General features: G+C 68.3%; 26 protein-coding genes and 1 tRNA gene. 21 read left to right on the plus strand and 6 right to left on the minus strand.

All coding sequences use genetic code 11. From position 1 onward, the window contains the following. Nucleotides 1-208 precede the first annotated feature (208 nt). From recO to GIY23_RS06850, 6 genes are all read left to right on the plus strand, one after another. Complete coding sequence (gene recO, locus GIY23_RS06825; protein ID WP_154075888.1) at nucleotides 209-991, plus strand: DNA repair protein RecO; 783 nt, start codon at nucleotides 209-211, stop codon at nucleotides 989-991. Then, on the plus strand, nucleotides 988-1,599 hold the full coding sequence (locus tag GIY23_RS06830) for a GNAT family N-acetyltransferase (RefSeq protein ID WP_228717580.1): 612 nt from the start codon (nucleotides 988-990) through the stop codon (nucleotides 1,597-1,599). The genes recO and GIY23_RS06830 overlap by 4 nt, the downstream gene beginning before the upstream one ends. A 190-nt stretch (nucleotides 1,600-1,789) precedes the next feature. Further along, complete coding sequence (locus GIY23_RS06835; protein WP_154075889.1) at nucleotides 1,790-2,641, plus strand: isoprenyl transferase; 852 nt, start codon at nucleotides 1,790-1,792, stop codon at nucleotides 2,639-2,641. Further along, entirely contained in the window at nucleotides 2,638-3,063 is a 426-nt protein-coding gene (locus GIY23_RS06840; protein ID WP_154075890.1) for a hypothetical protein, read from the plus strand. Before GIY23_RS06835 ends, GIY23_RS06840 begins: the two co-directional genes overlap by 4 nt. 203 nt (nucleotides 3,064-3,266) lie before the next feature. Further along, complete coding sequence (locus GIY23_RS06845) at nucleotides 3,267-4,277, plus strand: permease (protein ID WP_154075891.1); 1,011 nt, start codon at nucleotides 3,267-3,269, stop codon at nucleotides 4,275-4,277. Further along, nucleotides 4,277-5,011 (plus strand): TIGR03943 family putative permease subunit, encoded by a 735-nt coding sequence (locus GIY23_RS06850; RefSeq protein ID WP_154075892.1) that lies wholly within the window; start codon nucleotides 4,277-4,279, stop codon nucleotides 5,009-5,011. The genes GIY23_RS06845 and GIY23_RS06850 overlap by 1 nt, the downstream gene beginning before the upstream one ends. A 4-nt stretch (nucleotides 5,012-5,015) precedes the next feature. On the opposite strand, the gene GIY23_RS06855 is transcribed toward GIY23_RS06850, so the two are convergent. Further along, nucleotides 5,016-5,435: a Fur family transcriptional regulator gene (locus tag GIY23_RS06855; RefSeq protein ID WP_154075893.1), complete on the minus strand. Its 420-nt coding sequence runs from the start codon at nucleotides 5,433-5,435 to the stop codon at nucleotides 5,016-5,018. Then, the gene (locus GIY23_RS06860) at nucleotides 5,432-5,929 is read right to left on the minus strand and encodes an ArsR/SmtB family transcription factor (RefSeq protein ID WP_154075894.1); all 498 of its coding nucleotides are present in this window, start codon (nucleotides 5,927-5,929) and stop codon (nucleotides 5,432-5,434) included. The genes GIY23_RS06855 and GIY23_RS06860 overlap by 4 nt, the downstream gene beginning before the upstream one ends. A gap of 148 nt (nucleotides 5,930-6,077) precedes the next feature. Here GIY23_RS06860 and GIY23_RS06865 point away from each other — a divergent pair, with 148 nt between their 5' ends. The 7 genes from GIY23_RS06865 (at nucleotide 6,078) to GIY23_RS06895 (ending at nucleotide 12,480) form a co-directional block, all read left to right on the plus strand. Continuing rightward, a complete protein-coding gene (locus GIY23_RS06865) occupies nucleotides 6,078-6,458 on the plus strand; it encodes an antibiotic biosynthesis monooxygenase family protein (RefSeq protein WP_187352053.1) in 381 nt (126 codons plus the stop codon). Nucleotides 6,459-6,591: 133 nt separating this feature from the next. Continuing rightward, on the plus strand, nucleotides 6,592-7,977 hold the full coding sequence (locus GIY23_RS06870) for a glycine--tRNA ligase (protein WP_154078666.1): 1,386 nt from the start codon (nucleotides 6,592-6,594) through the stop codon (nucleotides 7,975-7,977). A 106-nt stretch (nucleotides 7,978-8,083) separates the two neighbouring features. Then, nucleotides 8,084-8,743 (plus strand): YdcF family protein, encoded by a 660-nt coding sequence (locus GIY23_RS06875; protein ID WP_228717581.1) that lies wholly within the window; start codon nucleotides 8,084-8,086, stop codon nucleotides 8,741-8,743. 252 nt (nucleotides 8,744-8,995) lie between these two features. Next, the gene (locus GIY23_RS06880; RefSeq protein ID WP_154075896.1) at nucleotides 8,996-10,282 is read left to right on the plus strand and encodes a deoxyguanosinetriphosphate triphosphohydrolase; all 1,287 of its coding nucleotides are present in this window, start codon (nucleotides 8,996-8,998) and stop codon (nucleotides 10,280-10,282) included. 159 nt (nucleotides 10,283-10,441) lie between these two features. Continuing rightward, nucleotides 10,442-10,627 carry a hypothetical protein gene (locus GIY23_RS06885; protein WP_154075897.1) on the plus strand — a complete coding sequence of 62 codons (186 nt, stop codon included), beginning with the start codon at nucleotides 10,442-10,444 and terminating at the stop codon, nucleotides 10,625-10,627. Nucleotides 10,628-10,716: 89 nt separating this feature from the next. Continuing rightward, a complete protein-coding gene (locus tag GIY23_RS06890) occupies nucleotides 10,717-11,820 on the plus strand; it encodes a serpin family protein (protein ID WP_154075898.1) in 1,104 nt (367 codons plus the stop codon). A 93-nt stretch (nucleotides 11,821-11,913) separates the two neighbouring features. Further along, nucleotides 11,914-12,480, plus strand: coding sequence for a carboxymuconolactone decarboxylase family protein (locus tag GIY23_RS06895; protein WP_154075899.1), 567 nt, complete (start codon nucleotides 11,914-11,916; stop codon nucleotides 12,478-12,480). A gap of 191 nt (nucleotides 12,481-12,671) precedes the next feature. Here GIY23_RS06895 and GIY23_RS06900 read toward each other — a convergent pair whose 3' ends face one another. Next, nucleotides 12,672-13,610 carry a sigma-70 family RNA polymerase sigma factor gene (locus tag GIY23_RS06900; RefSeq protein ID WP_228717582.1) on the minus strand — a complete coding sequence of 313 codons (939 nt, stop codon included), beginning with the start codon at nucleotides 13,608-13,610 and terminating at the stop codon, nucleotides 12,672-12,674. Nucleotides 13,611-13,687: 77 nt separating this feature from the next. Here GIY23_RS06900 and dnaG point away from each other — a divergent pair, with 77 nt between their 5' ends. The 4 genes from dnaG to GIY23_RS06920 all read left to right on the plus strand — a co-directional run bounded on the left by dnaG (nucleotide 13,688) and on the right by GIY23_RS06920 (nucleotide 17,118). Further along, nucleotides 13,688-15,586, plus strand: a complete 1,899-nt coding sequence (gene dnaG / locus GIY23_RS06905; protein ID WP_154075901.1) for a DNA primase — start codon at nucleotides 13,688-13,690, stop codon at nucleotides 15,584-15,586. Further along, nucleotides 15,583-16,122: a hypothetical protein gene (locus GIY23_RS06910; protein ID WP_154075902.1), complete on the plus strand. Its 540-nt coding sequence runs from the start codon at nucleotides 15,583-15,585 to the stop codon at nucleotides 16,120-16,122. Before dnaG ends, GIY23_RS06910 begins: the two co-directional genes overlap by 4 nt. A gap of 46 nt (nucleotides 16,123-16,168) precedes the next feature. After that, on the plus strand, nucleotides 16,169-16,933 hold the full coding sequence (locus tag GIY23_RS06915; protein ID WP_154075903.1) for a trans-aconitate 2-methyltransferase: 765 nt from the start codon (nucleotides 16,169-16,171) through the stop codon (nucleotides 16,931-16,933). Between the two features lie 110 nt (nucleotides 16,934-17,043). Then, a tRNA-Asn gene (locus GIY23_RS06920) sits at nucleotides 17,044-17,118 on the plus strand. Nucleotides 17,119-17,370: 252 nt separating this feature from the next. Here GIY23_RS06920 and GIY23_RS06925 read toward each other — a convergent pair. Next, entirely contained in the window at nucleotides 17,371-18,660 is a 1,290-nt protein-coding gene (locus tag GIY23_RS06925) for an IS256 family transposase (RefSeq protein ID WP_154075433.1), read from the minus strand. 254 nt (nucleotides 18,661-18,914) lie between these two features. Here GIY23_RS06925 and GIY23_RS06930 point away from each other — a divergent pair, with 254 nt between their 5' ends. The 3 genes from GIY23_RS06930 to GIY23_RS06940 all read left to right on the plus strand — a co-directional run bounded on the left by GIY23_RS06930 (nucleotide 18,915) and on the right by GIY23_RS06940 (nucleotide 22,013). Continuing rightward, nucleotides 18,915-19,121, plus strand: a complete 207-nt coding sequence (locus tag GIY23_RS06930; RefSeq protein ID WP_154075904.1) for a hypothetical protein — start codon at nucleotides 18,915-18,917, stop codon at nucleotides 19,119-19,121. 322 nt (nucleotides 19,122-19,443) lie between these two features. Then, nucleotides 19,444-20,220 carry an IS5 family transposase gene (locus GIY23_RS06935; protein WP_154075434.1) on the plus strand — a complete coding sequence of 259 codons (777 nt, stop codon included), beginning with the start codon at nucleotides 19,444-19,446 and terminating at the stop codon, nucleotides 20,218-20,220. Nucleotides 20,221-20,732: 512 nt separating this feature from the next. Then, nucleotides 20,733-22,013 carry a DUF418 domain-containing protein gene (locus GIY23_RS06940; protein ID WP_154075905.1) on the plus strand — a complete coding sequence of 427 codons (1,281 nt, stop codon included), beginning with the start codon at nucleotides 20,733-20,735 and terminating at the stop codon, nucleotides 22,011-22,013. Nucleotides 22,014-22,038: 25 nt separating this feature from the next. On the opposite strand, the gene GIY23_RS06945 is transcribed toward GIY23_RS06940, so the two are convergent. Beyond that, complete coding sequence (locus tag GIY23_RS06945; protein WP_154075906.1) at nucleotides 22,039-22,299, minus strand: DinB family protein; 261 nt, start codon at nucleotides 22,297-22,299, stop codon at nucleotides 22,039-22,041. A gap of 126 nt (nucleotides 22,300-22,425) precedes the next feature. Here GIY23_RS06945 and GIY23_RS06950 point away from each other — a divergent pair, with 126 nt between their 5' ends. Further along, a complete protein-coding gene (locus tag GIY23_RS06950) occupies nucleotides 22,426-23,637 on the plus strand; it encodes an APC family permease (RefSeq protein WP_154078668.1) in 1,212 nt (403 codons plus the stop codon). A 244-nt stretch (nucleotides 23,638-23,881) separates the two neighbouring features. Here GIY23_RS06950 and GIY23_RS06960 read toward each other — a convergent pair whose 3' ends face one another. Then, the gene (locus GIY23_RS06960) at nucleotides 23,882-25,342 is read right to left on the minus strand and encodes a catalase (protein WP_154075907.1); all 1,461 of its coding nucleotides are present in this window, start codon (nucleotides 25,340-25,342) and stop codon (nucleotides 23,882-23,884) included. Nucleotides 25,343-25,712 lie beyond the last annotated feature (370 nt).

A 25,712-nucleotide genomic window follows, 5' to 3' on the forward strand; every position in this document is an offset into this window, starting at 1 on the left:
AGACGACCCGGGAATGCCGGAGCTCCTCTCCAGTGCTCATGCTGAGCATGCGAGACCATGCCTGACGGCCATCAGGACAAGATCAAAGACTCAGGTGTTGATCGTCGGCGACGGTATCCGCTGGAGCCTCGTCGTGTGCCGGGAACGTGCGGATCGATTCCTGCGCCGTGTCGGACGTCTCGTCGTGTCGGAGTGCGACGATGGCGGCGTGAGTCTTTACCGGGATACGGCCGTGGTGCTTCGGGTGCAGAAGCTCGGTGAGGCCGACCGGATCATCACGATGCTGACCCGCCGCGGCGGCAAGGTCCGTGCCGTGGCGAAAGGCGTGCGGCGCACGAGCTCGCGGTTCGGGGCACGGTTGGAACCGTTCTGCCACGTCGACGTCCAGCTCTACACCGGGCGCACGCTCGACGTGATCACCCAGGTGCAGACGCTCGACGCGTTCGGCGTGCACATCGTCGACGACTACCAGCGCTACACCTCGGCGTGTGCGGTCCTGGAGACGGCGGACCGGCTCGCGGCCGAGGAGGGCGAGCCGGTGCTGCGGATGTATCTGCTCGTCACAGGTGCCCTGCGTGCGTTGGCGGGGCGGGAGCGGGACGCCTCATTGGTGCTGGACGCATTCCTGCTCCGCGCGATGTCGTACGCGGGGTGGGCGCCTGCGCTCTCGGAGTGCGCGCGGTGTGCCTGCGCGGGGCCGCACGCGGCGTTCAACGTTCCTGCCGGTGGTGCCGTGTGCGCGGAGTGCCGTCCGGCCGGTTCGGCGCGTCCGTCTCCGCACACCATGACCTTGCTGGAAGCGTTGCTGCACGGCGACTGGGACGCGGCGGAGGCCACCACCCGGCCGGTGCGCAGAGAGGCCAGCGGCCTCGTCGCCGCACACCTGCAATGGCACCTCGAGCGGCAGCTGCGCTCGTTGCCGCTGGTCGAGCGGGTCGTGCCGGATCTGATCCGGGAACGCGCCGCCGACCTCGAGGAGCAGCAGTCGTGATCGTGCGACCGTATCGACGCGGTGACCGCGCCGCCGTGCGCGAGATCTGCCTGAGCACCGGTGACGGCGGGGAGCCTGCACGCGGCATCCTCGACGACCCGGACCTGATGGCCCACGTGTTCCTCGACCCGTACCTGTTGTTGCAGCCGGAGCTCGCGTTCGTCGCCGAGGTCGACGGGATCGTGCTCGGCTACGTCGTCGCCGCGCTCGACAGCGAGGAGTTCTTCGCGCGCTGGCAGTTGGAATGGGCGCCCCGCTTCTGCGTGAGCCATCCGAACACGCCGCACGTCGTCGTCACCCGGGCCGACAGCCTGCTGCGTGCCTACCTGCATCACCCGAGGCTGTTGCTGCCGTCGGGGCTCACCGTTCATCCGTCGCACCTGCACATGAGCCTGCTCGCGGGAGCGCGCAGGCACGGTGCCGGTCGCGCGCTCCTGCGGACGGAGTTCGCCGCGCTGGCACGGGCCGGCTCGCCCGGCGTGCAGCTCGGCGTTCAGGACGACAACACCGGTGCGCAGGCGTTCTACGAGGCGGCCGGGATGGTCCGGTTGCCGCCGGACGACCACGCCGCGGTGCGCTACGGCAGGCACCTGCGCTCGGCCGCCTGAGAAGGCATTGGGGATCTGGGGTAGGTGGTCCGGTACCCGCCGCCCAGGTTCGCGCCTCGCGGCTTTGGGGTCCTGGTGACTACCAGGTCTGCGGGGGTCCGAGGCCGTTGCCGTCGCCCTCCGGCCCGGTGCCGGACCCCGATCCGCGACAATGGTGGGCGGCCGGGAGTCGACGAAGGAGAACTCACCCATGCTGCGACGCCGTGGGCGGGGCAGGAACAGCGAGAGCGTGCAGGCCCCCGACCCGCACCCGTCCGGCGCGCGCCCGCCGCAGCTGCCGCAGGAACTGGTGCCCAAGCACGTCGCAGTCGTGATGGACGGCAACGGGCGGTGGGCCAACGAACGCGGCCTACCCCGCATCGAGGGGCACAAACGCGGCGAGGCGGTGGTGCTCGAGCTCGCGCGCGGGGCGATCGAGATCGGGGTGCAGTGGCTGTCGCTGTACGCGTTCTCCACCGAGAACTGGAAACGCAGCCCGGACGAGGTGAAGTTCCTGATGGGCTTCAACCGCGACGTCATCGCCCGCCGCGTGGACGAGCTCGACGACATGGGTGTGCGGATCCGGTGGGCGGGACGCAAGCCGAAGCTCTGGCGCAGCGTCGTCAACCAGCTCCAGTCGGCCCAGGAACGCACGAAGTCGAACGAAGTCCTGAATCTGTCGATGTGCGTGAATTACGGTGGCCGTGCCGAGGTGGGCGACGCCGCCCGCGAGATCGCCCGGTTGGCTGCCGCGGGCAGGATCAGCCCGGACCGGGTCGACGAGCGGACGGTGGCGCGGCACCTCTACCAGCCCGAGATGCCCGACGTCGATCTGTTCATCCGCCCGTCGGGGGAGAGCAGGACCTCGAACTTCCTGTTGTGGCAGTCGGCCTACGCGGAGTTCGTGTTCCAGGACACGCTGTTCCCCGACGTCGACCGGACGCATCTGTGGCAGGCGTGCGAGGACTATGCCCGCCGTGACCGACGCTTCGGCGGCGCGGTCGACCGCACCACGGGGTCCGGCGACGCCGTCACCGATACCGCCCGAGGGGGCAACGTATGACTCAGGAGGCCGCGAGTACCGCGGAGCTGTTGACCGCAGCCAAAGAGGCGCTGGAGACGTATCACGAGGTCAGTGTCGACGACGACGGTGCGCTGACGTTCCGGCACTCGGAGGTTCCGTGTGCTGTGCAGGCGATGCAGCTCGCCGAGGGGCTCACGGTGCTGAGCCTGACGTGCGTGGTCGCATGGGACCTGCCGCAGGACGACAAGCTCGCCCAGTCCGCCGCCGAACGCGCAGGTCAGGGCTTGTTCGGCACGCTGGGTGTGGTGCGGACCGAGCGCGGGATGGACGTGACCTTGCGCTACGCGTTCCCCGCCGAGGGCATGGACCCGCCGCCGCTGGGCACGTTGCTGATGCTCGTGGTCTCCACGGCGTCGCAACTGAGGGGTGAACTCGTGGACGTGGACACACCGGCCGAGTAGGAACTCCTTGCGGAAGGTTGTGCTCGGTGGGTCGGGTGGCGGAGAGGCAGCGGCTTCGCCGCTGACATGACGTGACGACAGCTCCATCCGCAAGGACGCGGGAACCCAGTCGGCCCGGTGTGCCTCTCCGCAGCGCCACTCGGTGAGGGGACTCCTCGGCAAGTCGGCAACGGGAACCATTGTCGTTCTGGCAGGCTGCTTCCGTGACGATCACGGAGCCCGTTGCACGGCGAACGCCGCCCCGGCGTGGAGGTGTCGGTTCGCTGGAAGTGCTGTGCGTGCTGCTGCTCGTCGCTGTGCTCTTTCAGGACACCTGGGCTTCGCTACTGGACGCACCCGCCGTGCGCACTGCGGCGACGATCTTCGTCGCCGTCTGCGTGCAGGCACTGCCGTTCCTCGTGCTGGGCACGTTGGTCAGCGGCGCCATCGCCGCGTTCGTGCCGTCGCACGTGCTGCGACGCACGCTGCCCGCGAACCGTGGCGCGGCCGTTCCGGCCGCCGGTATCGCGGGGCTCGCGCTCCCCGGCTGCGAGTGCGCATCGGTTCCTGTGTCGCGGCGGCTGATGCAGCAGGGAGTGGCTCCCGCGGCGGCTCTGGCGTTCTTGCTCGCGGCTCCCGCGATCAACCCCATCGTGCTGGTGTCCACTGCCGTCGCGTTCCCCGGCGAACCCGCCATGGTGTTCGCACGGTTCGCGGCGTCCCTGCTGACGGCGTGTGTGATGGGGTGGCTGTGGCTCACGTTCGGCAGCTCCGAGTGGATCGCCGAGCGTGCCCTGCGTCGAGTGGCGGCGCGTGAGCGGGAGTCGCGGTGGGCGACCTTCGCCGAGAGCGCTCGGCACGATCTCGTGGAGGCGAGCGGGTTCCTCGTGCTCGGGGCGTTGGCGTCAGCGGTTTTCGGTGTCGTCGTGCCCGCCGAGTGGATGCATTCCCTGGGAGGGCAGCTGGTCCTCGCGATCGTGGTCATGGCGTTGCTGGCGGTGGTCCTCGCGCTCTGCAGCGAGGCCGATGCCTTCGTCGCCGCCGCCATGCCCGGCCTGCCGCTGCTGCCGAAGCTCGTCTTCCTCGTCGTCGGACCGGCCGTGGACGTCAAGCTCATCGCGCTCCAAGCGGGCACCTTCGGCCGCGCGTTCGCCGCACGATTCGCCCCGGTGACCTTCCTGGTGGCGATCGCCTGTTCGGTCGGTGTCGGACTGCTCGTGCTCGGAGGCGCCTGATGCGCCGGGAGACCCAGAACCTGCTGCTCCTGCTGCTGGGTGGCGCCGTGCTCAAGATCGCGCTCACCGGAACCTACGTGCGTTACGTGAAGCCGTCCCTGCTGCCGTGGCTGATCGCAGCGGCGGCGGTGACCGTCGGGTTGGCGTTGTTCGCGATCTTCCGCGACATCCGTGCAGCTCAGCGTGGTGTCGCGGACACCGGTGACTGCCGGGAGCACGGCACGCGCAGCCCGTGGATGTTGCTGCTTCCCGTGTTCGCGATCTTCCTGGTCGCCCCGCCCGCGCTCGGCGCGGACGCGGTGACACGAGCCGGCGACGGGAGCCGGGTGCCGGACCGGCCGAGCTCGGCGGAGATGTTCCCCGAACTCCCGCCTGGGGACGCGCCGCTGCTCAGCGTCTCCGAGTTCGTGACTCGGGTCGTGTGGGACGACAGCGGCACTCTCGACGGCAGGCCGATCCGGTTGCGGGGATTCGTCGTGCACCCGGAGCAGGAGGGGCCGACGCAGCTCGCGCGACTCCGGGTGAATTGCTGTGCGGCCGACGCCGCCCCGATCCGGGTCGATCTCGCCGGAGCGGCGGCGAAACGGTCGAGCACGCTCGCAGCCGACACGTGGATCGAGGTCACCGGAACACTGCGCACCGGCTCGGCGACCGAGGCCAACGGTCAGGTCCCGACCCTGGAGATCACCCAGCTACGGCGCATCGCACCGCCGCAGGATCCGTACGAGTACTGACGGCTCAGCTCGTCGCGCAGGTCGGGCAGGTGCCGACGATCTCCACGGTGTGCCGCACGTCGGTGAACCCGTGTTCACCCGCGATGCTCTCGGCCCAGTTCTCCACGGGCGGGTCGTCGACCTCCACGGTGCGTCCGCAGTGCCTGCACAGCAGGTGGTGATGATGATGCGTGGAGCACAGCCGGTAGACGGCCTCGCCGGAATCGGTGCGCAGCACGTCGATCTCCCCGGCCTCCACCAGCGTCTGCAGCGTCCGGTAGACGGTCGTCAAGCCGATCCCTTCGCCGCGGTGTCGGAGCTGTTCGTGCAGCTCCTGCGCCGACCGGAAGTCGTCGACCTCGCTGAGCAACCGCGACACGGCGGCGCGTTGCTTGGTGCTGCGGAGGCCGGGAAACGAGGCCGCAGGGCGTTCGCCGGCGGTCACACGGTCTCCGTTCCGCGCGTGCCGTCCTGTTCGGAGGCCACGCGGAGACCGCCGTCGGCGGGCTGCGTGGTCTCCTCGGAGTGCAGCACCGCGTCCACGACGATGTGCGCGAGGTGCTCGTCGGCGAGGCGGTACACGACCTCGCGGCCGTGGCGCTCACCCTGGACCACGCCCGCGGACTTCAATACCCGCATGTGCTGGCTGATCAGCGGCTGCGTGACGCCCAACGCCTCGACGAGTTCGTGCACGCAGCAGGCGTCCGAGCGGAGCTGGAGCACGATCGCGATCCGCACCGGGGCGGCCAGTGCACGCAACAGCTCACCGGCGGCGACCAGGGTCTGCGGATCGCGCTGGGGCGCGGGAGCGGGCGCCGTCCGCCCCGGTGTATGCACGTGCGTCTCGGCGCTGTCGGGGTGCGGCCGGTCGTTCGGGGGCGTCTGCTCGGACAGCGCGCTCTCGTCCGTACTCGATCGGTCCGGGCTGACTGCGGGCATGGGTTCCTCTCCGGCGTGGGTGAGCCGTGGGCGAGCCTTCGAGCCCCGCACGGGTGGTTCGCCGTCTCATTCTACGGGTGCCGTCCCTCGCTCCCGGTGGCTGCGAGTGCGGCGCGGCGGGAGTGGCTCGGAGTTCTACAGTGGCTGCGTGCTGCTGCTGTGCCGATTCGACGTGACCGAGGCCGAGGTCGACGAGTTCGTCGACTCCGCCGATCGCGCTCTCGCCCTGCTCACCGCTCGCGACGGGTGTCTCGGCGGGGAGCTGGCACGGGCGATCGAGGAACCGGCGACCTGGGTGCTCACAATCCGGTTCGAGTCCGTCGTCGCCTACCGGCGCGCGCTGTCCGGGTTCGAGGTCCGCGAGCACGTGATCCCGCTGCTCTCCCGCGCCCGCGTCGACGTGCAATCCGCGCACGAGACGGCGCTGACGGCCGAGGGCGGCGCGACGCACCGGCACACCAGTCTGCTCGCGAAAGACGCGGGCACCGTCCGCCTCGGCGAGGCCGCCGGACCCGCCGATCCGCGCTGATCCGCGCGCGGCCTCCCCGTGCGTCGACGAGTTGGTGTCGCTGAGTACCCTGGGTTTTCGGTCGGCGCCCCGGTGACCAGCCCGGATCGCGGTGTCGGCCCGTCCTGACCCGACCAGCGTTCCCGGAGTGACCGTGCCCGCCGACAAGATCGACACGATCGTCAACCTCTGCAAGCGACGTGGCTTCGTCTACCCCTGCGGGGAGATCTACGGAGGTACCCGGTCGGCGTGGGACTACGGTCCGCTCGGTGTCGAATTCAAGGACAACCTCAAACGCCAGTGGTGGAAGTCCGTGGTGCAGGGCCGCGAGGACGTGGTGGGCCTCGATTCGTCGGTGATCCTGCCGACCCAGGTCTGGCAGGCCTCCGGCCACCTCCAGGAGTTCGTCGACCCGTTGGTGGAGTGCACGAACTGCCACAACCGGTTCCGCGCCGACCACCTCGTGGAGGAGTTCGTCGAGCGCACCGGCAAGGACGTCGCCGAGGACGACACGTCCCAGGTGCCGTGCCCGAACTGCGGCGTGCGCGGCCAGTTCACCGAGCCGCGCCTGTTCAACGGGTTGCTCAAGACCTATCTCGGCCCGATCGAGTCGGACGAGGGCCTGCACTACCTGCGGCCGGAGACCGCGCAGGGCATCTTCACCAACTTCCTCAACGTGATGACCACGGCGCGCACCAAGCCGCCGTTCGGGATCGGCCAGATCGGCAAGTCGTTCCGCAACGAGATCACGCCAGGCAACTTCATCTTCCGCACCCGCGAGTTCGAGCAGATGGAGATGGAGTTCTTCGTCCAGCCCGGCGACGACGAGAACTGGCACCAGTACTGGATCGACGAGCGGACCCGCTGGTACACCGACCTCGGCATCGCCCCGGACAACCTGCGCCACTACGAGCACCCGCAGGACAAGCTCTCGCACTACTCCAAACGCACCGTGGACATCGAGTACAAGTTCGGTTTCGCAGGCGGCGAATGGGGGGAACTCGAGGGCGTCGCCAATCGCACCGACTTCGACCTCTCCACCCACTCCGAGCACTCGGGCGTGGACCTGTCGTACTTCGACCAGGCCAGCGGCACCCGCTACCGTCCGTACGTCATCGAGCCCGCGGCCGGTGTAGGCAGGCCGATGATGGCGTTCCTCGTCGACGCGTACCACGAGGAGGAGGCGCCGAACGCCAAGGGCGGCGTCGACAAGCGGGTCGTGCTCAAGCTGGACCGCAGGCTCGCGCCGATCAAGGTCGCGGTGCTGCCGCTGTCCCGCAACGCCGACCTCTCGCCGAAGGCCAAGGACGTCGCGGCGATGCTGCGCAAGAACTGGAACATCGACTTCGACGACGCCGGCGCGATCGGGCGCCGGTACCGGCGGCACGACGAGATCGGCACGCCGTTCTGCGTGACCGTCGACTTCGACAGTCTCAACGACCACGCGGTCACGGTCCGCGAACGCGACACCATGACCCAGGAGCGGGTCGCGATCGACAAACTCGAGGACTACCTGGCCACCCGCCTGCTCGGCTGCTGATGCGGCACCGTCCTGCCGGGGCCCCGAGCAGGTGAAAGGGGTGCCGCGAGGCTCCGATCGGGGGTCTCGACAGGGGCGCCCGCCGGCGTTCTGGAATCATGGGCGTGTGGCTCGATACCGTTCCGCTGAGCAACTGACCGCCCGGCCGGGGCGGTCAGTTCGCCGCGCTGTGTTCGGGGCCCTGCTCGTGCTGCTGCTCGTCGTCGGCGGCACCGGATTCCGGGTCTGGCAGGTCGCGCGCGCCGACGAACGTCGTCCTGTCGACATCGGCGTCGTCCTCGGCGCGGCGCAGTATCACGGTGAGCCCTCGGAGGTGCTCGAGGCGCGGCTGGACCACGCTCTGGAGCTGTACCAGGACGGGCTCGTCGACCACGTCGTCACCGTCGGCGGCCGACAGCAGGGCGACGAGTACACCGAGGCACAGGCGGGGAAGAAGTGGCTGGTCGAGCACGGCGTTCCGGAGGGCAACGTCGTCCCGGTCGACGTCGGCAGCGACACGATCGGCAGCGTCCGGGCGGTGGATCGCTTGGCCGACCGGCGCGGTTGGGAGACCGCGTTGATCGTCAGTGATCCGTGGCACTCGCTACGGGCGAGGACGATGGCCAACGACGTCGGCTTGACGACGTGGGCGTCGCCGACCCGTTCGGGGCCGATGGTGCAGACCCGCGAGATCCAGTTCAATTACGTCCTTCGCGAGACCGCGGGATTGCTGTTCTACCGGCTGACTCACGCGCCCGCCGAGGTCAGCGGCTTCGGACTCGGCTGAGCTACGAGAGTGCGTGGGGTTGCGTTGATGGGTCGGGTGGCGGAACCTCAGCGCCCTCCTCGCTGCGGGATCGATTTCTTGAGTAGCGACCTACGCGGCGAACTCGCCCTCCTCGCGAGGAGGGCGCTGAGAACCCGCGGGTGGTCCGGCTGCGTACATGGTGCAAGGACGGTCGGCAGCGCCCGAGAGGGCAGCTGACCCGCGCGCTCCGGCGGACGCGAGTTGTCGTCGGTGGACCGTAGGCTTGCGGCGATGACCACCGACGATCACGGGTTGCCGGGATACCGCGACGAGGACACCGCACGGCTGCTGCCCGAGCAGCCGAAGGGCGCCGCTTTGCCTGGTGCCGAGTCCTCGGCGAGATCGCCGTTCGCGCGGGACAGAGCGCGCGTGCTGCATTCGGCGGCACTGCGCAGGCTCGCCGGGAAGACACAGGTCATGGGCCCGGGCGAGGGTGACGTGCCGCGCACGCGGCTCACGCATTCGCTGGAGGTCGCCCAGATCGGGCGCGGGATCGCCGAGAACGTGGGTGCGGATCCGGATGCGGTGGACATGGCGGGACTCGCACACGACATCGGTCATCCGCCGTTCGGGCACAACGGGGAGCGCGCGCTCAACGACCTCGCGGGTGAATGCGGCGGGTTCGAGGGCAACGCGCAGACGTTGCGCATCCTGACGCGGCTGGAGCCGAAGCTCGTCGATGGCGACGGCGCGGCGCACGGGTTGAACCTCACCCGTGCGTGCTTGGACGCGACGACGAAGTACCCGTGGCCGAAGGAGCCGGGGGTCGCCAAGTTCGGCGCCTACGAGGACGACCTCGGTGTGTTCGAGTGGATGCGTCGTGGCGCGCCACCGGGCAGGCGCTGCCTCGAGGCACAGATCATGGACTGGGCCGACGACGTCGCGTATTCGGTGCACGACGTGGAGGACGGGGTGCTCTCGGGCCGGATCTCGCTGCGTTCGCTGGCCGGCCGGGAGGAACGCGCGGAGATCGTGCGGATGGCGGCGAAGCACTTCTGGCACGGCGCCGACGACGCGACGAGCTTGTTGGAGGAAGCCACCGCCCGGTTGGTGCGGTTGCCGGCGCTGGCGGTCGTGACGGACTTCGACGGGTCGCTGGCCGCCCAGGTCGCTTTGAAGAACATGACCAGCGAGTTGGTGGGTCGGTTCGCCTCGGCGGCGGTCTCGGAAACCAGGTCGGTCCACGGCGCCGGGCCGTTGACCCGGTACGCCGCGGATCTGGTCGTGCCGGAGCAGGTCGCGGCGGAGGTGGCGGTGCTCAAGGCGGTGGCGGTGCGGTACGTGCTCAGCGACCCGGAGCGGTTGCGGATGCAGGAGCGACAGCGGGTGCTCGTGGCGGAGCTGGTCGAGGCGGTCCTTGACGGTGCTCCCGAGTCGCTGGATCCGGTGTTCCTGCTCGCGTGGGGGCGCGGGGGATCCGACGCGGAGCGATTGCGCGTCGTGGTGGATCAGATCGCATCGCTGACCGACGCACAGGCCGTCGCTTGGCACCGACACAAAGTAACCATGCGTACCTGAACCGAGTGAGTGTGACCTGTTCGGGGGTCAAAATCACCAGTGGATCAGGCACAATGTTTACTCAGAGTGCAGCCCGGGCTGGAACCCCGACCGGCGCGGGCCCACTCCGCGACAAGCGGCCGAACCCCCGACGACCCCGTGCCGCGTTGGAGACCCCCGATGCCGAACAGGCACTACATCCAGAAACTCGTCGCCAGTGGCGAGCCCTACGTGAACACCGACAACCTCGCGGACTGGGTGAACGACCTGCGCTGGCGCGACCCCGAAGCGCAGCGCGCCGCCGAGTACATCGCCCAGGAGCTGCGGCTCATGGGTCTTTCGGACGTCGAGGAATCGCTGCGCTGATCGTCTTCGCGCCACCGGGCTGGCAGACTCGGTACCGGGCCTGGATCCTCCGGGCGACCGAGAGCGAGAACTCCACCGGGAGCGCGACCGTGAGCGAACACCTGCACTTCAGCCTGTCCCTGCATCACGCTCTGGCGCCTGCGGGCGACCGTGGCTTCTGCTGGTCGCCGTACTCCGTGGCGAGCGCGCTCGGTCTCGCGGCGGCCGCTGCCGGTGGTGACACCCGGCGTGAGCTCGCCGCCGCACTGCGACTCCGCGAGGACGACGACCTCGCGGGCCTGCTCGAGACCCTCGACGGCGCCGCGAGGCTCGGTCACTCCGAGCGGGACGACGGGCCCGAGCTGGCAGTGGCGAACACCCTGTGGACGCACGAGGACCTGCCTGTCGAGGAGTCGTACCTGAAGACGCTCGCCGACTGGCCGGGCAACGTCGTGCGGCACGCACCGTTCCGAGCCGACCCGGACCGCGCTCGCCGGACGATCAACGCCGACGTCGCCGAGACGACTCGCCACCTGATCCCGGAGCTGCTGCCCGAGGGCACCGTCGATGCCGAGACGGTGGCGGCCCTGGTCAACGCCCTGTACCTCAAGGTCTCGTGGGCCGAGGCGTTCACCGAGGACAACACCGGTCCGCAACCGTTCGACTCCCCGAGCGGCCGTCGTGAGGTGCCGACGATGCGCGCCGAGCGGCGCAGCGGCTACGCGCACCAGGACGGTTGGCAGATCGCGACGGTGCCGGCCGCCGGCGGTGTCGAGGCCGTCGTCCTGCTGCCCGACGACGACCTGACCACCGCCGAACCGCAGCTCACGCCGCGGCGACTCGAACAGCTCCTCGCGGCACGGTCGCCGCGCAAGCTGGACCTGTGGCTGCCGAAGTTCGAGGCGACGGGCGAAGCCGAACTCGAACGGTCGCTGAGCACCCTGGGTGTCGAGCGGATGTTCACCCCGGCCGCGGACTTCACCCCGTTGACCAGTGAGCCGTTGAAGGTGTCGTCGGTGATGCACCAGTCGGTGCTGCGCATCGACGAAGCCGGTCTCGAGGGTGCCGCGGCCACCGCGGTGATGATGCGGCTGACCTCGGTCGACACGACCGAGCCGCGCACGGTCCGGATCGACCGGCCGTTCCTGTTCCTGGTGCGCCACCGCGACACCGGGGCGCTGTACTTCGTGGCGCGGGTCGTCGACCCGAGCTGAAGTCCGCTCGTGCCGCTGTCACATTCGGCCGGGCCGGCCCGTCAGGTGTTCGAGAGCCCGCAACCGGCGGGCCGCGGACGACGGAGCGCACTCATGCCACGCATTCCTGAGTTGACCACCCGGCAGGCAGGGTGGTTCACCCGACTCTTCTACAAGGCGATCAAACGCCAGTACGGAGCCGTCCTCGAACCGGCCGGCGTGACCGCACACCACACGGGGCTGCTGCTCGGGATGTCGGTCTCGGAGGCGGCTGTCCACGTCGCGGCTCGCGCACTGCCGGCCAGCGTTCGGGAGCTCGCCGTCTACCGGGTGTCGACGAGGATCGGCTGTTCGTGGTGTGTCGACTTCGGCACGATGTTGCAGCGCAACCAGGGTCTCGACATCGAACGACTACGGCACATCGACGACTACGAGACCTCGCCGTCCTTCTCCGAGCTGGACCGTCTCGTGATCGCCTATGCCGACGCGATGACCGAACAGCCGATGCGGGTCACCGACGAGCAGGTGGCCGAACTCGACAGACGGCTCGGGCACAAGGCGATGGTGGAGCTGACGTACATGATCGGGCTGGAGAACTCACGGACACGCTTCAACCACGCCCTCGGCATCACCGACCAGGGCTTCACCTCCGGCGAGGCCTGCCGCGTCCCGACGCCCTGACCGCCAACGAGGTGAACGGCACTTTCGCCCCACCAGACGAGGCGAAAGTGCCGTTCGCGCCAGTGGCCTTGTGAGGTGAACGGCACTTTCGCCCCACGTGACGAGGCGAGGGTGCCGTTCGCGCCAGTGGCCTTGTGAGGTGAACGGCACTTTCGCCTCACGTGACGAGGCGAGGGTGCCGTTCACCTCGATCAGAGGGTGACGTGGGTGAGCTTGTCGGGATTGACGACGTCGAAGATCTCGGTGATCCGGCCCTCCCGGACCGATGCGGTGAACACGCGAGGATGGATCTTGCCGCTGCGGTCGAGGTCGGAGGATGGTGCGGGCAGCACGAAGCCGACATCGCCGTTGACCAACGCCGGTCGCGCCGCGTCGAGCGTCCTCTCGGTGCCGTACATGTCGATGATGCCCAGGATGAACCGACCGACCTTGTCCACGCCGACGATGGGACGCCGAGCCGTCCGCGCCTTGCCGCCGCTGTCACCGTAGAGCGTCACCTCGGGATGCAGAATCTCGGTGAGGGAGCCGAGATCGCCGGATCCGATCGCGGCGAGGAACTCCTCCAGCAGGCGCTGCTGCTCCGGCAACTCCGTCCTGGCCGGTGGCTCGTCGCCGATCCGCTTGCGCCCGCGCGAGGCGTGCTGGCGGGCGGCGGCGACCGTGACGCCGAGGACGTCGGCGATCTCGTCGAACGGCACGTCGAAGCCGTCGTGCAGGACGAACGCGAGCCGTTGGTCCGGAGTGAGTTCGTGCAACACTCGCACGGCGGCCATCCGCACGTCGTCGCGCTGAACGACCTCGTCGAGCGGGTCCGGGGTCCCGTCGGCGGGGGTGACGAGCGGCTCTGGCAACCACGGCCCGACGTACTGTTCGCGCCGATGCGCAGCGGAGCGCATCCGGTCGAGGCAGATCCGGCCGACGACGGTGGTCAGCCACGCCGCGAGGTCGCGGATCCTGCCACGGGCGTCGGCGTCGAGTGCGGCCAGTCGCAGCCACGCTTCCTGGACGGCGTCCTCCGCGTCCTGGAGGCGTCCGGTCAGCCGGTAGGCGATACCGATGAGGTGTCCGCGATGGGAGTCGAAGTCGGCGGCGAGCGCGTCGTCACTGGACACGAACCGGTCACTGGACACGAACCGATTGTGCACCATCGTCGTAGTCCGGGTACGGGTTCGTTCGGGTGCCTGGCGCGACGCCTAGACTGTGCGCCGTGGCAGGGCTGATCCGGGAAAGCGACATCGCGCAGGTGCGGGAACGCAACCGGATCGACGATGTCGTCGGCGAGTACGTGGCGTTGCGCCGCGCGGGTGGCGGCGCGTTGAAGGGTCTGTGCCCGTTCCACGACGAGAAGACACCGTCGTTCAACGTGCGTCCCAGCCACGGCACGTTCCATTGCTTCGGGTGCGGCGAGGGCGGCGACGTCATCGCGTTCCTGATGAAGACCGAACACCTGGGCTTCGTGGAGTCCGTGGAACGACTCGCGGACCGGGTCGGCGTCCAGCTGCAGTACGAGGGCGGCACGCCCAGCCCGAAGCGGGATCGCGGCTCCCGTGCCCGGATGGTGGAGGCGCATCGGGTCGCCGCCGAGTTCTATCAGGAGCAGCTGCGGTCTCCGGAGGCGTTGCAGGCCCGCGAGTTCTTGGCCTCGCGCGGTTTCGGCGAGGACGCGGCCGTGTCCTTCGGGTGCGGTTTCGCGCCCGCGGGCTGGGACACCCTCACGACCATCTTGGTGCGCAAGGGTTTCGAGCTCGACGAGTTGATCAAGTGCGGCTTGTCGAAGGAGGGCCGCCGAGGTCCGATCGACCGTTTCCACCGGCGGCTGTTGTGGCCGTTGAAGGACCTCGCCGGCGACGTGATCGGTTTCGGTGCGCGCCGGGTCTTCGACGACGATCCGATCGAGGCCAAGTACGTCAACACTTCGGCGACGCCGCTGTTCAACAAGTCGCAGGTCCTGTTCGGCATCGACCGGGCGAAGAAGGAGATCGCGAAGCGTCGGCAAGCGGTGGTGGTCGAGGGCTACACCGACGTGATGGCGATGCACCTCGCGGGAGTGCCGACGGCGATCGCCTCGTGCGGAACCGCGTTCGGCGACGACCACATCGCGGTGTTGCGCCGGCTGATGATGGACGACGACGCCTTCCGCGGCGAGGTCATCTTCACCTTCGACGGTGACGAGGCCGGGCAGAAGGCGGCACTCAAGGCGTTCGACGGCGAGCAGCAGTTCGCGACCCAGACCTACGTCGCGATCACGCCGGACGGCCTCGACCCGTGCGAGCTGCGCCAGGAGAAGGGCGACTCGGCGGTGCGGGACCTGGTGGCACGGCGGCGCCCGCTGTTCGAGTTCGCGATGCGCAGCCTGCTCAAGGACTACGACCTCGACTCGGTCGACGGCCGGGTGGCGGCGCTGCAGCGCACGGTGCCGCTGGTGGCGCAGATCAAGGATCCGGCGAAACGTGACGGCTACGCGGCGAAACTGGCCTGGTGGGCGGGCTGGAACGACGAGAACCAGGTGGTTCGCCGGGTGCGCGAGTCGGCGGGAGCGGGGACGCCGTCGAAGCGACGCAGGCAGTCGCGCACCTCCCCGAATCAGGAATCGCTCGGGGTCGAGGTCGAGTTGCCTGCGCGTCCGCCCCGGCACGATCCGCGCTGGTCTCAGCGGGAGGTCCTCAAGGCGGCATTGCAAGCGCCCGCCCTGGCAGGCCCGCTGTACGACTCGCTACCGGAGGAGGCGTTCACCGAGCCTGCGTACGTCGGCGTGCACCGGTCGATACTGGCGGCAGGCGGGACGACTTCGGGTCTGGCGGGTTCGAACCTGCTCGAGGCGGTCTCGCGAAGCTGCGAGGACCAGGTGGGGCGCAGCCTCGTGACTCAGTTGGCCGTGGAGACGCTGGACACGAAGTACGAGGAGGATCACCGCTACGTAAGCGGGATCATAGCGCGGTTGCAGGAGAACCTGGTCGCGCGGCAGATCGCCGACATCAAGTCCCGGGTGCAGCGCTTGTCGCCGTTGGAGGACGCGGACGAGTACCACGCGTTGTTCGGTGACCTGGTGGCCCTGGAGCAGTACCGCAAGGCGTTGACCGAGCAGGCGATGGCGGGTCTGGAATGAACCTCGTGCGGCGTGTGGTGGCACGGTTGACCGGGATGGCCGCGCTGCCCGGGGATTTCACCGGCGCTCTCGACGACCAGGAGCTCGTGTTGGCGGCGGGCGAGTCGGACGCGGGCTCGCTGGTCGCCACGAACCACGGCCTGTGGCTTCCGGAGTCCGGTGGGCACCGCCGGGTGGGCTGGCATCTGGTGAGCAAGGCGACCTGGAACGCGGGGTCGTTCGTGGTGATCGAGGCGGACGAGGTCGACGAGGCGGAGGGTGCGGTGTTGCTGGCCGACCGCGCGGCGCGGCGGTTCTCGCTGAGCTCCCCGGGGAAGTTCCCGCAGAGCGTGCAGGAACGGGTGACGTCCTCGATCAAGTCCTCGCATCACCGCGAACTCGCGGGAGGGGGCGCGTGGTTCGTGCAGCGCAAGGTCCCCGGCCGCGACGGAATCGTGCTTCAGGTGCGCGCCGATCCGGGGACTGACCGCGAGGCGTTGCGCGCCTTCGCCGCCTCGATCGCGAGCCAGCTTCGCCGAGCGAAGCGCCCGGACTGATCGCGCTGATACAGTACGGCCGTACTGTTTTTGAGGAGGCGGTCTCGTGTGGGATGCGGAACGGTATCTGGCGTTCAGTGACCATCGGAGCCGACCGGCGCAAGACCTGCTGGCACGAGTGGGCGCGAGCGAGGTCCGGCGTGCGGTGGATCTGGGGTGCGGCGCCGGAAACCTGACCGAACTGCTGTCGCGGCGGTGGCCGCGGGCGACGATCGAGGCGAGCGACTCGTCGGAGGAGATGGTCGCCGCGGCCCGCGAGCGCGGGGTGGACGCGCGAGTCCAGGACGTGCGCGACTGGATGCCGCAACCGGACACCGACGTCGTGCTCTGCAACGCGGTCCTGCAGTGGGTGCCCGACCACGTGGAGCTGCTGCGGAAGTGGATGCGCAGCCTGCCCGCCGGGGCATGGTTCGCGTTGCAGGTGCCGGACAACTTCGACGCTCCGTCGCACACTCTCGCCTACGAGCTGGCCACGGAATCCCCGTGGCCGGAGCAGGTCGCGGCCGCGTTGCGCGAGTGCTCACCGGTCGCGTCCGTCGACGAGTACGCCGACGCCCTGCTCGACGAGGGTTGCGAGGTGGACGCGTGGCGCACGACGTATCTCCATCTGCTCGACGGGCCGGATCCGGTCCTGAACTGGATGAGCGGCACGGCACTGCGGCCGGTACGGGCCGTCTTCTCCGACGTCGAGTGGGACCGTTTTCAGGCCACCCTCGCCCCGAGGCTGCGCTCGGCGTACCCGGCCCGACCGGACGGCCGGACGTGGTTCCCGTTCGCCCGCACGTTCGTCCTCGCTCGGCGTCCGGACTGAGTCACGGCTGTGACCTGCGACTCCTTACAGGCGCAGGGGGCATGTGAACCGGATGGCGAGCATGCGCTACAGTGGTCACTGTCGGAGCGAGCACAGTCCGATGACAACATTCCTCCGTAGCTCAATGGCAGAGCATTCGGCTGTTAACCGAAGGGTTACTGGTTCGAGTCCAGTCGGAGGAGCCAACGGAGCGGGTTCAGAATCTGGAACTCGCTCCGTATTCGATTTTAGTACTTTCGCTTTTCTGGGGATTCTCGCGCCGGGTAGCCGGTCCGAGTGAAGAAGATGTCGGTTCGGTTCGAGTGCCGTAACGATCCTGCTGCGATCGCCGATGCAGCTCGTGCGTCTCGAACCGTCCGGCGCGACTGTCTTCGCACGTCAGCGGCCCATCCGGGAGCTGAGTGGAGCAATTGTCAATACCTGTGGATGAAGTTTGTTTAGGCTGCTGAGGGTGGGGCGTGGTCGTCGGGGCGTTCGATGAGTTGGCCGGCTGTGAAGCGGGCGCCGGCGCGGACGAGGGCCACGAGGTGGGGTGCGTTGATCGCGCGCCAGCGGGTTTGGGCGGATTCGATGAGCTTGAATGCCATGGCCAGCCCGGCAGCCCGCGAGCCGGGTCCCTTGGTGACCTTCGTTCGATGCCGCACGGTCGCGAAGGTCGACTCGATCGGGTTGGTGGTGCGCAGGTGTTGCCAGTGTTCGGCCGGGTAGTCGAAGAACGCGAGTAGCTCGTCGAGGTCGTCGGTGAGCTTGGCGACGGCCTTGGGAAACTTCGCGCCGTAGGTGGTCTCGAAGGCGGTCACGGCCTCACGCGCGTGGTGTTTGTCCTCGGCGTTCCAGATCTCGGCCAGGGCCTTTTTCGCGCCGGGTTGGGCGGATTTCGGCAGGGCGGCCAGCACGTTGCCGGTCTTGTGGAACCAGCACCGCTGCTCGGCCGTGGTCGGGAAGACCTCGCGCAGTGCGCCCCAGAACCCGAGGGCCCCGTCGCCGATGGCCAGGGTCGGGGCGCGCATGCCGCGGCGGGCGCAATCGCGCAGCACATCGGCCCAGGACTCGGTGGACTCGCGGTAGCCATCGGCCAGCGTGATGAGTTCCTTGCGGCCGTCGGCGCGGACACCGATGAGCACCAGCAGGCAGAGTTTGTGCTCGTCGAGGCGGATGTTGACGTGAATGCCGTCGGCCCACACATACACGTAGTCCACTGCGGACAGATCGCGTGCGGCGAAGGCTCGTTGTTCGGCCTTCCACTGCTCGGTGAGCTTCGTGATCACCGTCGACGACAGGCCCTTGGTCGAGCCGAGGAACTGTCCCAGCGCGGGCACGAAATCCCCGGACGAGAGGCCGTGCAGGTACAGCAGCGGCAACACCTCGGTGATCTTGGGTGACTTGCGGGCCCACGGCGGCAGGATCGCCGAGGAGAACCGCTTGCGCTCGCCAGTGTCGGGGTCGATGCGCTTGTCATTGACCCGCGGGGCGGTGACCTCGACAGCACCGGAGCTGGTCAGCACCTCACGCGGTTGGTGCGAGCCGTTGCGCACCACCAGCCGGTGACCGTGCTCGTCACGCTCTCCGGAGTGCTGGGAGATATAGGCATCCACCTCGGCCTGCAGAGCCTCAGCCAACATCCGCCGAGCACCCTCACGAGCAATCTCATCCAGCAACGACGAGGGCGACGAGCCCTGTGTCGAGCCATCATTACCAGAAGTGGGATCAGGGACTACGCTAAGCATGGGTCGTACCTTCCCGACCAGCGCTGCAACGCCGGTCATGCTTGAGAACCTTCACTCGATCACTGGGAAGGTACGCCCCCTCCCAGCCGATCCACAGGTCCCAAGCATTGCTCAGCTGAGTGAGGCTTTCCGTCCCGGTCGTCCCGCCGAACGGACCGCACCTCGTGTGTGAAGAATGAAGGGACCGTCACCGCGAGTTCCCCGCGAGCGGTGGTGTCGATTGTCGGGGTAGAGAGATCAGGGGAGTGAGGACAATGTCTGCACCGGGTATTGGCAAGGAAACGCACGTCGCGCTGCCGGATTGGTCGACCGTCGAACGGCTGCCGAAGCCGCTCAAAGCACTGGTGTATCTCGTCCTGCTCTCGCTCCTGACGACAGCCGCCATCGGTGCGCTGCTCCTGACGGTGGCGATCATCGGCTTGTTGACGGGCTCGTTCCCGGTGGGCGCCCTCCTCTTCTGACAGCTGTGGTCTCCTGACTGCAACCCGTGAGGGCTTTGCTCGGGTTCTGCGGCTACGGGGCGGCGCTCTCCGGAGTGTCGCCCCGTAGCCGTTCGTGCGTGTGTAAGAGCCTGTTCCTGAACTGATCTTGGGCTGATGGGGCGCTGCGGGGAAGGAGAGGGACTCCTGGTAGATCGAGTGGTGTCTAATCAGTCGCTCTACCGAGGAGTCCCGGGTGCCATCGTGCCTGAGCCTGTCGATACCTGGCGTGCGGGGTCGTGAGTGTTGCCTGTTGGCTACCACGCACCGTCCTTCGTGTAGGTCGCAGCGCTACCCGTCGGATATGACCGATGCTCAGTGGGCTGTGATCGAGCCGTTACTGCCGACGCCGGGGTGGCTGGCCGGTCGGGGTGGCCGCCGGGCCAAGCACTGCCGCCGCGAGATCGTCGACGCGATTCTGTACGTGGTCGACAACGGGATCAAATGGCGCGCCCTGCCAGCGGATTTCCCGCCGTGGTCCACTGTGTACAACCACTTCGCCGACTGGGAACGGCAGGAAGCCACCCAGGACCTGCTTGACGCTCTGCGAGACCGAGCACGGCTGACCGAAGGTCGTCACGCCGCTCCGAGCGCGGGCATCATCGACTCGGCCTCGGTCAAAGCCGCCGAGACCGTCGGTGCCGGTACCCGCGGGTTCGACGCGGGAAAGAAGATCAACGGCCGTAAACGCCACATCGCTGTGGATACCGCTGGCCTGCTGATCTGCGTGCTGGTCACCGGCGCCGGCGTCCAAGACCGCGTCGCCGCCCGGCACCTCCTCACACGGCTGCGTTACCTCTGCCCGAGCGTGCGGCACCTGTGGGCCGACTCCGGCTACACCGGCACCCTGATCGACTGGGCCAGAACCCTGTTCGGGATCAGCATCGACATCGTCGCCAAACTCGCAGGCCAAGTCGGCTTCGTCGTCCTACACCGCAGATGGGTCGTCGAACGCAGCCTCGCCTGGATCAACCAGCACCGCCGCTGCGTACGCGACTACGAACGCCTACCCCAACACCACGAAGCCATCGTCCGCTGGGCCATGATCCACACCACCAGCAAACGCCTCACCCAAGATTAGGAACAGGCTCTAAGAGGTCACCTGGGAACTGGGGCGGTGATCCGGACTGTGGCTCGCGCGGACTGCGGTTCGAGCGGTTGTGCGCCGTCGCTTGGTGCTTCGCCGTGCTGCGACGTGAGGAACGTCTCCAGCGGATATGCGAATCGAAGGTGCAGAAGAGACCGGCGGTGCCTGCTCTCCCGAATCGGGATCGACTCACTGCTTCGGCCGGGTCGCGAAAGCGTTTTCGGACGTCGCGCCGCTACCCTGGGCGACGGGAACGGTAGTGACACGAGCGCCCGAATCAGGCATCTCGCCACTTCGGTCGCGGTGTACCGATCGCATGGCAAGCGGTGCGTTCCTGGTAGAACGGTTCCAGGCTCCTTCTGTTCGGCCATGTGGGTGGTCTTCGTGGGGAGCCGGGGACAACGTCGCACCGCCGTGGGCGGCGGGACGGGATCGTCGATGTGGGCCTTCCCGCCCGGACGGCTATTCGGGCCTCGCTACGGCGAGACGACCTCCCGGGAAGGACCATGACTTCGACCCGACTCGGAACCGCAGCGGCAGCGGACTCCGGTGACACCGCACCGGGTGAGGCGAAGCACGAGCGCGGGAACTCGGACGGCACCGTCGACAGCACCGCCCGACTCGTCGGTATCGACGTCGCCAGGGCGATCGCGATCCTGGGAATGTTCGCGGCCCACGTCGGCCCGACGGACTACGACCATCCGCATTCGTGGGCCTTCCTGCCGTTCCACGGCAGGGCGGCGGTGCTCTTCGCCGTGCTCGCCGGGATCTCCATCGCGATGATGTCCCGTGGTGCGGTCTCCGCGGGCGGCGGTGGATGGCGGAAGGCGTCCGTCCGCATCGGCACCCGGGCGGTCCTGATGCTCGCGCTGGGCGTGGTGATGAACATCGTGTTCGTCGTCCCGGTGTGGGTCATCCTCACCTATTACGGCGGGTTCTTCCTGCTGTCCCTGCCGTTCCTGCGGTGGGGCGCGCGAAGCCTGGCGATCGCGGCCGGCGTGACGATCGTCGGCGCGCCGATCGTGTCGTGGCTGATCCGGCGCGCCTACTTCCCGAAGACGCTCGTCGAGACCCCGCTCCAAGACCTCGGGGCGGAGCAGTTGACGTCCTTCGCGGGGGCGTTCGACTTCCTCACGACCTTGATGCTGACCGGGGTGTTCCCGACGTTCATCTGGATCGGGTACGTCTTCGCAGGCATGGCGCTCGGCCGCCTGGATCTTACGTCGCCTCGGGTGGCCAAGGTCGTGACCGCTGTCGGTGCGGGGCTGGCCGTCGTTTCGTACGGCTCGTCGTGGCTCGCGCTGAACGCCTTCGGCGGTGCGGACAAGATCTACGGCGTCCTGCAGGCGCACGCCGACGCGGAGGGTATTCCGGTCGAGACGTACCTGCAGCTCACGCTGTTCAAGGTGCACGGCACCCCACCGACCGACGAGCCCGCGTGGCTGTTGCTCTCGAGCGCGCACAGCGGCACTCCGTTCGACGGGGGTGGCAGTGTGGGGTTGGCTCTGGTCGTGATCGGTGTGGCACTGATGCTGCAACCGGTCGCCGGCAAGGTGCTGCGACCGCTGGCTGCGGTGGGGGCCCTGTCGTTGACGTGCTACATCGGGCATCTCGTCGTCATGCAGCTGCTCTGGGGCGGCGATCCGGAATACACCGCGCTCAACGCGATCCTTTTCGTCGTCGGCAGCATCCTGTTCGCTCGGGTGTGGCGCCGCTGGTACGGCCAGGGGCCGATGGAGAAGCTGGTCGCCAAGGTCTCCTCCGCGGCGACGAAGGCGGTGCGCTGACGCCCGGAACGGAGTTCCGTGTGTGTCAGCCGGCCGTGGCGCGGAGCAGGTGCAGCTGGCCGAGCTCGGCGGTGTTCTTCATCAGCTCCGCGGTGACCCAGGCGAGTGTGTCGGCCAGGGCTTGCTCCGGAGCGTCGTGCCAAGGGAACGGGGCTTGCTTATCGAGGTCGTCGGCGGTCAGGCCGTTGAGAACGGCGAGCCATTCCGTGCGTAGCGAGCGCAGCCGCTCAACGGACGCCTGTCCGGTTCCCGGCCACGGACAGTCCGACGATGATTCCTGCTGCATCTCCCGTCGGCATCACCTGTTTCCTGTGGACTGCGGGCGTCGTCTCGGTGCGCGATATCGTGGCTCGACGTGAGGTTGGCACGGCGTCTCGGAACGGTGGATGCGGTCGTCGTCGGCTTGTCCTCGATGATCGGCGCCGGTGTTTTCGCCGTGTTCGCCCCGGCTGCTGCCGCAGCGGGAACCGGTCTGCTGATCGGCTTGGCCCTGGCCGCTGTCGTCGCCTACTGCAATGCCCAGAGCTCCGCCGCCTTGGCTGCCCGCTACCCGGAATCGGGAGGCACCTACGTCTACGGTCGCGAACGCCTCGGCGACTGGTGGGGGTTCACAGCGGGCTGGGGCTTCGTCGTCGGAAAGACGGCGTCGTGTGCGGCCATGGCCCTCACCTTCGCGGGCTACGTCACCGACGAGCACGCCGAGCTCGTCGCGTCCGCCGCTGTGATCGCCTTGACGACGGTCAACTACTTCGGTGTCACCAAGACCGCGGCGGTGGCCCGCGTTCTGCTCGGGATCACCCTGCTCGCACTGGCGGTGGTGCTGGGCGGGATCTTCGGTGGTGGCGAGCTCGGCAGAGAACATCTCGGCACGGCAGAGCTGTGGACCGGTGGCGGGGTAACCGGCATTCTCCAGGCGGCAGGCTTGCTGTTCTTCGCCTTCGCCGGGTACGCGCGCATCGCCACCATGGGGGAGGAGGTGCGTGATCCGCAGCGGACCATCCCTCGTGCTGTTCCGATTGCGCTGGTCATCGCCCTAGTCGTGTACGCCGCGGTCGGAGTCGCTGTGCTGCTGAGTCTCGGTCCTGCGCGCCTCGCGACCTCCGCCGCCCCGCTCGTCGACGCCGCTACTGCCGGTGGCGTCGGCGGTCTCGCACCGGTCGCCGCTGTGGGAGCGGTGGTGGCGAGCTTGGGTGCGTTGCTGGCGCTGAGCACGGGAATCGGTCGGACGACCTTGGCCATGGCCCGCCGACACGATCTGCCGGTATGGCTTTCGGCGGTCCATCCTCGTCACCAGGTTCCGCACCGCGCCGAGATCGTGCTCGGCGTCGTGGTGTGCGTGCTCGTACTGACACTGGATCTGCGCGGGGCGATCGGATTCTCGTCGTTCGGCGTGCTCGTCTACTACGCCATCGCGAATGCGTCCGCCTGCACGCTACCGGCGGAGCTGCGACGATTCCCGCGTTGGCTCACCGGTGTCGGAACCGTCGGTTGCCTCGTGCTCGCCGCCACCTTGCCGTGGACGTCCGTCGTCGCCGGAGTCGCCGTGTTCGCCCTGGGACTCAGCGGCCGGGCTCTGCATCGTCGCTTCGGACGGTCCGGTGACTCGCGTCAGTGTTCGTCGTAGTGGCCGTCGTGGGCGGCGTGGCGATGTCCATCGTGGACGTAGTCGACGTGGTCGCCGTGCGGCACGGCGACGTGGCCGCAGCCTCGCCGTGCGTGTGGTCGTGATCGCTGTGCTGCTGATGCGCGGTCGTCTGCGAGCTCCACTGATGCCGTTTTCGCAGTTGAACCAACTGTATGGGTGGGAGCGCGGCTGAAGGCGTGAGCCTTTGTGGTGGTCATAGCCACCACAAAGGCTCACGCCTCGGTCACCGGTTGTTGTTGACGGTACGTTCGATGCGGTCGCCGATGTCGGCGTCGACGTTGCGCCAGTACTCGAAAGCCCGCTTGAGGACCGGCTCCGTGACACCGTCCAGGAGGTGTCCGGCCACATTGGACACGAGCCGTTCGCGCGCGGCGTCGTCGAGCACTTCCCGGACCATCGTGCCCGCCTGCCCGAAGTCGTCGTCGTCGCGACGTTTCGTGTAGGGCTGCTGCACGATCTCTCCGCTGGTGTGCCAGCCGGGAGGCGGGCCGGTCAGGTTCGGGTCCGCCTCGGGGCCGCCGTAGGAGTTCGGCGCGTACACCGGGTCCGAGATCTTGTCGACCCGCATGGCGCCGTCCTTGCTGTAACTGTGCACGGGCACCTGCGCGGAGTTGACCGGGATCTGCTTGTAGTTGCCGCCCAATCGTGCGCGGTGCGCGTCCGCGTAGGAGAACATCCGAGCCAGCAGCATCTTGTCCGGGCTCGGACCGACGCCCGGCACGAGGTTGTTCGGCTCGAACGCCGCCTGTTCGATCTCGGTGTGGTGGTCGGTCGGATTCCGGTTGAGGGTCATGCGCCCGACCTCGATCAGCGGGTAGTCGCCGTGCGGCCAGATCTTGGTCAGGTCGAACGGGTTGAAGCGGTAGGTCTCCGCCTCGGCGAACGGCATGATCTGCATGTAGAGCGTCCAGCTCGGGTGATCGCCTCGCTCGATCGCCTGAAACAGGTCGTTCTGGTGGTAGTCACCGTCGGCGCCCGCCAGGTGATCGGCCTCCTGCTGGGTGAGGAAGTCGACGCCCTGGTCGGTCTTGAAGTGGTACTTGACCCAGAACTTCTCCTCCTGGGAATTGACCCACATGTAGGTGTGGCTGGAGTAGCCGTTCATGTGGCGCCAGGTCTTCGGAATACCGCGGTCGCCCATCAGCCAGGTGACCTGGTGCGCTGATTCCGGCGACAGGGTCCAGAAGTCCCACTGCATGTCCTTGTCGCGGGAGTTCGTGTCCGCGCGGCGCTTCTGCGACCGGATGAAATGCTGGAACTTCATCGGGTCGCGCATGAAGAACACCGGCGTGTTGTTGCCGACCATGTCGTAGTTGCCGTCACTGGTGTAGAACTTCACCGCGAAACCGCGCGGGTCGCGCCAGGTGTCCGGGCTGCCCCGCTCACCGGCGACGGTGGAGAACCGGATCATCATGTCCGTCCGCGTACCCGGCTGAAACACGGCCGCCTTGGTGTACGCGCTGACGTCACCGGTGACCTCGAAGGTGCCGAAAGCGCCGTTTCCCTTCGCGTGCGGCTGACGCTCCGGGATGCGTTCCCGGTTGAACTGGGCCATCTGCTCGATGAGGTAGTTGTCCTGGAGCAGGATGGGCCCGTCCGGTCCGACCGTCAGTGAGTGCTCGTCGCTGACGACCGGGATGCCCGCATCCGTGGTCGTGGGTCGCTTGGCTTCTCCGTGGGTCATTGCTGTGGCCTCCTCGTCGTGGGAAGGATCTGTTCAGCTGCCGACCATCATCGTCGTCGCGCGGCCCAGCAGCACTTCGGTCTTCGCGAAGCCAGGCCATCAGCGTCCGGGATCGGACGGGGCGGCGCAGTGCCGGCGACGTCGCCGCGGTGCCACGCGGTCGAGCACGACCGGCAGAGCGGCGCCGATATTTCGAGCGGAGGGTGTCGCACTCCACCCGAGGAACGTCGTCGCGCGCTGACTCGTGCCGCTGAGCCATAGCAGCCAGGACACTCTTCTCGCAGGCCCCAGTCAACACCGGCGTCACCCTCGTGCTCACCATCGACCATCGACTGGTGCACGGAGGTTATTGCCGGGGCGAGGGATGCCC

The sequence above is a fragment of the Allosaccharopolyspora coralli genome (assembly GCF_009664835.1).
Classification (GTDB): domain Bacteria; phylum Actinomycetota; class Actinomycetes; order Mycobacteriales; family Pseudonocardiaceae; genus Allosaccharopolyspora; species Allosaccharopolyspora coralli.